General features: G+C 49.2%; 4 protein-coding genes. 2 read left to right on the top strand and 2 right to left on the bottom strand.

Features of this window, described 5'->3' with window-relative positions:
* Positions 1-35 precede the first annotated feature (35 nt).
* A complete protein-coding gene (locus TALK_RS21700; protein WP_085621256.1) occupies positions 36-968 on the bottom strand; it encodes an L-lactate dehydrogenase in 933 nt (310 codons plus the stop codon).
* A gap of 457 nt (positions 969-1,425) precedes the next feature.
* Here TALK_RS21700 and katG point away from each other — a divergent pair, with 457 nt between their 5' ends.
* On the top strand, positions 1,426-3,609 hold the full coding sequence (gene katG, locus TALK_RS21695; protein WP_085621255.1) for a catalase/peroxidase HPI: 2,184 nt from the start codon (positions 1,426-1,428) through the stop codon (positions 3,607-3,609).
* 214 nt (positions 3,610-3,823) lie between these two features.
* A complete protein-coding gene (locus TALK_RS21690) occupies positions 3,824-4,900 on the top strand; it encodes a DNA cytosine methyltransferase (protein WP_085621254.1) in 1,077 nt (358 codons plus the stop codon).
* Here TALK_RS21690 and TALK_RS21685 read toward each other — a convergent pair.
* Entirely contained in the window at positions 4,858-6,774 is a 1,917-nt protein-coding gene (locus TALK_RS21685) for an ATP-binding protein (RefSeq protein ID WP_085621253.1), read from the bottom strand. The genes TALK_RS21690 and TALK_RS21685 overlap by 43 nt on opposite strands.
* Between the last annotated feature and the right edge of the window lie 406 nt (positions 6,775-7,180).

The raw sequence follows: 7,180 nt of genomic DNA, 5'->3' as shown, positions 1-7,180 counted from the left end.
ATTGACCATTTCAAACAAATTAATGGGTCCTAACCCTAGATCGTGACGGCTTCAACCGTTTCCTTCAAAAGGCTGGCACTGCGATGCAGCGCATCACGTTCCCCCACATCCAGATCCGGGAAAAGATCGGTCATCACACCATCCGCCCCGATCACACGCGGGATCGACAGCGCCACATCCGAAACACCTTGGATTTCAGCATTAACCACCGATACGGTCAACACATCCTGCTGATCCTGGGCAATCGCCTTGATAATTCGCGCAAGCCCGGCGCCAATCCCGTAATAGGTCGCCCCCTTGCCCTTGATAATCTTATAGGCAGCATTGCGAACACCATCATCGATCTGGGCCCGCACATTGGCGGTAATCGCCGACCCAACCTGTGCTGCAACATCGGCCAGTGAAAGCGAGCCTACCCGCGCATTTGACCAGGCCAGAACCTCGCTATCGCCATGTTCACCAAGAACATAGGCATGCACCGATTGCGGCGAAATGCCAAGATGGCGCCCCAACAAACTGCGGAACCGCGCGGTATCAAGGATCGTGCCCGACCCGATCACCCGCGACGCCGGAAGCCCCGATAACCGCACCGTAATCTGGGTCATGATATCGACCGGGTTGGACGCAATCAAAAGGATCGCATTCGGCACCACACGCAAAACATTGCCCACCACATCGCGAAACACCGCCGCATTACGTTCTAATAGTGCTAGCCGCGTTTCTCCGGGTTTCTGACTAACCCCGGCGGCCAGGATCACCACCGACGCCCCGGCAAGCCCGTTATAATCGCGGGCCTCAACCATGGTCGAAGACATAAACGGCACTGCATGCGCAATATCTTCGGCCTGCGCAACCGCCAGACCATGATCGCGATCGACCAGAACGACCGAACTGGCAATCCCCATCAGTGCAAGCGCATAACCTGCCGAACTTCCGACCATCCCGGCCCCAACGATCCCGACTTTCATCATAAACTCTCGTCAATTCAGGTTGCATGACAGGCGCAAGTATCAATCCCGACATCTACAATGGAAAGCGAAAATAGTCCCCGCCGCCGCATCACACGACCGACACATCGATAAAATCTATGAAATTTAAAAAAATTACCTATTTACCCTATCGATAAAAAAAGCGTTACCTTGACCTACAACATCGCTTCTGACGTCGCGCCATGATTTAATAACTTTATCTTATTGCGATCAGAAGTTTGCATATTACCTTGAACATGGAAGCTTCGCGTCGACATGTTCGATTATTCGTATCGTCACCATAGCTTTGCCTGAAGACCCATCAGGAAAGGCACCTGAAGACAATACAATACGGCAGGTTCACAATCATCCATCGTGGCCTTAGCGCAAATGCCCTCTGGGCGGAACCTTGCCGGGATCAGGACCCAAGAACAGCTAGCCAATACGGGAGAGAGAAATGGACGGAAAGCATACAACAGGAAAATGTCCGGTCATGCATGGCGGTCAAACCGCCCTGGGCACCACGGTAACCGACTGGTGGCCGAATGCCCTGAACTTTGACATCCTTCATCAGCACGACGCCAAAACCAACCCGCTTGGCGAAAACTTCGACTACGCCGAAGAGCTCAAAAAGCTTGATGTCGAGGGGCTTAAAAACGATCTTCGCGCCCTGATGAATGAAAGTCAGGAATGGTGGCCCGCCGATTGGGGCAGCTATGTCGGCATGTTTGCCCGCGTTGCCTGGCATTCTGCCGGTTCCTATCGTCTGGCCGATGGCCGTGGCGGTGGCGGCACCGGCAATCAGCGTTTCGCCCCGCTGAACTCCTGGCCTGATAACGTCAATACCGACAAAGGCCGTCGTCTGCTCTGGCCGATCAAAAAGAAATACGGCAATAAAGTTTCCTGGGCCGATTTGATCATCCTGTCGGGCACCATCGCCTATGAAGTCGCCGGTTTGAAAACCTTTGGCTTTGCCTTTGGCCGCAAAGACATTTGGCACCCGGAAAAAGACACCTATTGGGGCGCTGAAAAGGAATGGCTGGCCCCAAGTGACAGCCGCTATGGCGATCTGACAAAACCCGAAACCCTGTCAAACCCGCTTTCCGCCGTTCAGATGGGCCTGATCTATGTGAATCCCGAAGGTGTCAACGGCCAACCCGACCCGGCCAAAACCGCCCTTCAGATCCGCGAAACCTTTGCCCGTATGGCCATGGATGACGAAGAAACCGCCGCCCTGACTGCGGGTGGTCACACCATTGGCAAATGCCATGGTAACGGCGATGCCGCTAATCTGAGCGCCGAACCCGAAGCCGCCGATGTTACCGCACAGGGCATGGGCTGGATGAATACCAAGGGCCGTGGCATTGGCCGCGACACGGTTGTATCGGGCATCGAAGGGGCTTGGACCAAAAACCCGACCCAGTGGGATATGGGCTGGTTCGATCTGTTGTTCGGCTATGACTGGGAATTGAAAAAAAGCCCGGCCGGCGCATGGCAATGGATGCCGATCAACATCAAAGAAGAAGACATGCCGGTTGACGTTGAAGACCCGTCAATCCGTTGCATGCCGATCATGACCGATGCTGACATGGCGATGAAGGTTGATCCGATCTATAACGCCATCTGTCAGAAATTCATGAAAGACCCGGCATATTTCTCCGACGTCTTTGCCCGTGCGTGGTTCAAGCTGACTCACCGTGACCTCGGCCCCAAAGCTCGTTATATCGGCCCGGATGTTCCGGCCGAAGACCTGATCTGGCAGGACCCGATCCCAAACGTGGATTACACCCTGTCCGATGCCGAAATCGCCGATCTCAAAGCCAAATTGCTCAGCAGTGGCCTGACCAGTGCCGAGCTGATCAACACCGCTTGGGATTCTGCCCGCACCTATCGCGGGTCGGACATGCGCGGTGGTGCCAATGGGGCCCGCATTCGCTTGGCCCCGCAAAAAGACTGGGCAGGTAACGAACCGGCCCGTCTTGCCAAGGTTCTCAAAACACTTGAAGGCATTCAGGCCGGTTTGGCCAAAAAAGTCAGCCTCGCCGATCTGATCGTGCTGGGCGGGACGGCAGCCGTTGAAAAGGCCGCCAAAGACGCCGGTGTCAATATCACCGTACCCTTTGCACCGGGTCGGGGGGACGCCACCGACGAGATGACCGATGCCGCAAGCTTCGATGCCCTTGAACCGCTGGCCGATGGCTATCGCAATTGGGTAAAAGAAGACTACACCGTCTCACCCGAAGAAATGATGCTGGACCGGACCCAGCTCATGGGCCTGACCGCCCCGGAAATGACGGTGCTTGTTGGCGGAATGCGGGCTCTTGGCACCAACCATGGCGGCACCAAACATGGTGTATTCACCGATCGCGTTGGTAAATTGACAACCGACTTCTTCGTTAATCTGACCGACATGGCCTATACGTGGAAACCGGCGGGCGACAACCTTTACAACATCGTTGATCGCAAAACCGGCGCCACCAAATGGACCGCCACCCGCGTTGATCTGGTCTTTGGCTCAAACTCAATCCTGCGCGCCTATGCCGAGGTCTATGCCCAGGACGACAACCACGAGAAGTTCGTCAAGGATTTCGTCGCGGCTTGGGTCAAGGTGATGAACGCGGATCGGTTTGATCTTGCGTAAGGGTTTACAGCTTTGAGATGATTTGGATTGGAGCTTTTGGGCTCTGACGAACGAACACCCCCGATCGTGAGGTCGGGGGTGTTTTTTGACCAGTCCGCCACTTGTTAGTCAAAGTCAGATCTCGCCTAACTATATATTAAAACTTGAGGATGTAACTTTCCTGTGAGATACAACACAAAAAATAAATCTGATAAGAATAACCTCAGGACAAGCTATGAAAAAAATATCCGCCATTGATCTTTTCTGTGGGGCTGGCGGCTTGACTCACGGCCTTATCAAAGCGGATGTGAACGTGGTCGCAGGTTTCGATATTGAGAACTCCTGCAAACACGCATATGAGAAAAATAATCCTGGGGCCAAATTCTATGCTGAAGACGTTTCTCTATTAGATTCCGATTTTATTTCATCATTGTATCCTGAAGGACATATCCGCTTGTTGGCTGGATGTGCTCCATGCCAACCATTCTCGACCTACTCACAAGGAAGAGATGTTAGATCTGACAAGAAATGGCCTCTATTATACTCCTTTGCTAGCCTTATAGAGTCCATCCACCCAGAACTCGTTACAATGGAAAACGTACCTGATGTTACAAAGCATGAGGTTTACCATGACTTCGAGAAGAAGCTGCGAAAACTTGGATACATAGTTTGGGCAGAACGGGTCTATTGCCCTGACTTTGGAATGCCTCAAGAAAGAAAGCGGCACGTCCTTCTTGCATCCCGGATTGGGGAAATTGAACTAAAAAAACCAGAGCCCAATCCCGACTACCCCAAGACCGTAGCGGATACAATAAAGAAACTACCTCCTCTGTCCGCTGGAGAGCAACATAGTGAAGACCCCCTCCACATCTGCGCTTCGCTATCCCCATTGAACTTGATGCGCATAAAAGCATCCAAACCGGGCGGATCATGGAAAGATTGGCCTACAGAGCTCGTTGCTGAATGCCATAAAAAGGAAAGCGGGAAAACGTACAGTGGTGTTTACGCACGAATGATGTGGGACAAGCCTAGTCCCACAATGACAACTCAGTGTTACGGGTATGGCAATGGACGCTTCGGTCACCCAGAACAGGACAGAGCTATATCTCTCAGAGAAGCAGCAATGCTACAGACGTTCCCTCAAAGCTATGAATTCACCCCTCCTGATCAAAAGATTCAGATTTCAACAATCGGGAAAATGATCGGCAATGCTGTCCCTGTTGCACTCGGAAAAGTAATTGGCGAAACATTTATTGAGCATCTGCAAGTTCATTCAGGAGCTACGACCGACGCAATTCGCTCAGTTTCCTGAAGGTTTAGCTCCTTTGATTTTGGCTCGTACCCAAGGTATTTGCAAATTACGACCATCTTTTCTGCGATCTTATCTGCCTCCTTTGATTCCAAAACGACACCATCCTCTCCGTGGCTAATATTCGTCCATTCTGCCTTAGTATTTAGTGGTTGCTGAGGAACATAACTATCAATGCTAATCACATCATGGTCACTTTTCGCGATCCAGCCAGCGCCCACCTCCGAAACAGCCCCCCAGCTTTTGGACATTTGTTCGCTCGTAACGTACAAAACGAAAATCTTTTCTGTTGAGTAACTCTCAACAAAGAACTCTCTTAAATATTCAAATATTTCCACCTGAGGGAACTTAACAGGAATTCGTGATTCCGCGTTCTCTGAGTTCGTGTAAATTATGTGCTCCGGCGGAACATCATTAAACAACAACAACTTATAGACGAAATCACATACAGCCTTGTCGGCCTTTGTATGACTGAGTAGTATTCTTCTCTTTTCAGAATCTATTTTTGACTTAACGCCCATATCAGGCAGGTTCATATTAATTGCTTGCGCGACAGCATCTTGTATTAATCTCATATCAAGATTTTCTCTATTATCCGCACTGCCAGCTATATTTTTCACCGCCGACTCAGCAGCATGGATCTTAAAGTTCTCAATTAATCCTTTAAACGTTTGTTCGCGCTTTTTATCTTTTTCTTGCTTCTCTCTCTGGCTTTTTTCTTTTTTCAACGCTGTATATTTTGCTCGAAGCGAAACAATTTTAGGCAGAAGTTCGTTCTTCACATAATCTTTAACCATCTGAAAACGCGGATCATCGCTTTTGTAACCTTGTCGGTTACTAAGGGCCATATCTGGCAGTTCAGTTTCTTCGAACAAATCTACATGAAGCTGCCCAACAATATATACCTCATTCAAAGCATTTTTACCTACAATTGGCAGAATATTAAATTCACCTAGCTTCTTATTTGATAACAATGAAATAAAGTTGTCTGGAAAATCAGTATCCGTCTGCTTATGACCCCGCGTAGACCTATATGCTCCCACCCATCCTTTAATGACCACGGCGTACTCTTCTTCACGACCTTGCTTATTTTTTAATTTTATCTTTTTTTCGTGATGCTCTTCGTTTTTCATTAGAAGAGAATTTGCATTCTTCACTTCATTTAGCTGGCAGTCGAAATACTTAGAAAGCTCCCGAAAGGGATCACCCAGTGTAATTAATGCCCCAAGATCTTTAACTAAGCTCTCATCAACACTCTTAATCACTCGTTCTTTCGCTCCACGAACTACATGGATTCGAAATGTCTCATCTACCATCGGAAATATTTTCAGCAGATTCTTCGCAACAACATCGAGTGTCCTGTGCAACTTATACTGGGGATTTTTCATAACTATTGATGTGCCACTGCCCTCAACTTTCCGGAAAATGACGTTTTCTTCCGGAATAGCCTCAAGCTTTTTATCATCCGCCACATGTCTTGAGAGAATGAAGCCAGACTTATCGCCATCTTTTATCGTATGAATTTCGACGTTCTCAGAAACAGATAGGGCTGCCAATTTCCCGACGCCCTTTCTTCCCATCTTCCTTCTTTGCTTACCGCTACCGCTAACGTAAGCATCATCTGGTGATGTTCTTGTTTCTTGTGCAACATGGAGATATTTTTGAACGTCACCTTCTACGTAAGACATTCCTGCCCCATCGTCTTCGACGATAATTGAGTCATCCTCGTCTTCTATGACGTAGACATTCTTGGCATTTGCATCGTAAGCATTTGCCAGCAATTCACCTAATATATAGTAGATATTTGTGTATAGGCTGGGGCCTAATAGCTCTAGGATTCGAGGGTCAATGTTGATTTCGTATTCTTTTTCGTTCATTCATTCCCTCCTAGTACTTTAGAAATCACATATTAGCTATTCCACTAGTAGATACACAACGATAACGTGTCAATCAGCTCGCAGCTTGTTTTGATTGAATTTTTACAGTCGCAACCTACCAGCACGAAAAAAACGGGGACAGATTTATTTAATGGTCAATCAGATTACGGATTGGCTGGAGTATGCGGCTCGACGCAGTCTGCGCGCGGCTTCGCCGTGCTCGACCTTCAGACTAAAAACGTGCCACTGGCACGTTTTCTATACGTCTTCAGCCTTCAAGTTATGAGAAGGCTCAAAAGCCAAGGAAGGTCGCAGGTTCGAATGCTGAACCAAGACTAAACGACAAAACCCCGCCAATGGCGGGGTTTGATCGTTTGGTTGCGGGGGCAGGATTTGAACCTGCGAC

It is taken from the genome of Thalassospira alkalitolerans (assembly GCF_002115745.1).
GTDB classification, from domain to species: Bacteria; Pseudomonadota; Alphaproteobacteria; order Rhodospirillales; family Thalassospiraceae; genus Thalassospira; species Thalassospira alkalitolerans.
The sequence above is the reverse complement of the archived record's forward strand: the minus strand, read 5'-3'. Positions and strand labels throughout refer to the sequence as shown.

Excerpts from the sequence above, each read along its gene's own strand:
- TALK_RS21700 (WP_085621256.1), bottom strand. The coding sequence starts at position 968 with ATGAAAGTCGGGATCGTTGGGGCCGGGATGGTCGGAAGTTCGGCAGGT.
- katG (WP_085621255.1), top strand. The coding sequence starts at position 1,426 with ATGGACGGAAAGCATACAACAGGAAAATGTCCGGTCATGCATGGCGGT.
- TALK_RS21690 (WP_085621254.1), top strand. The coding sequence starts at position 3,824 with ATGAAAAAAATATCCGCCATTGATCTTTTCTGTGGGGCTGGCGGCTTG.
- TALK_RS21685 (WP_085621253.1), bottom strand. The coding sequence starts at position 6,774 with ATGAACGAAAAAGAATACGAAATCAACATTGACCCTCGAATCCTAGAG.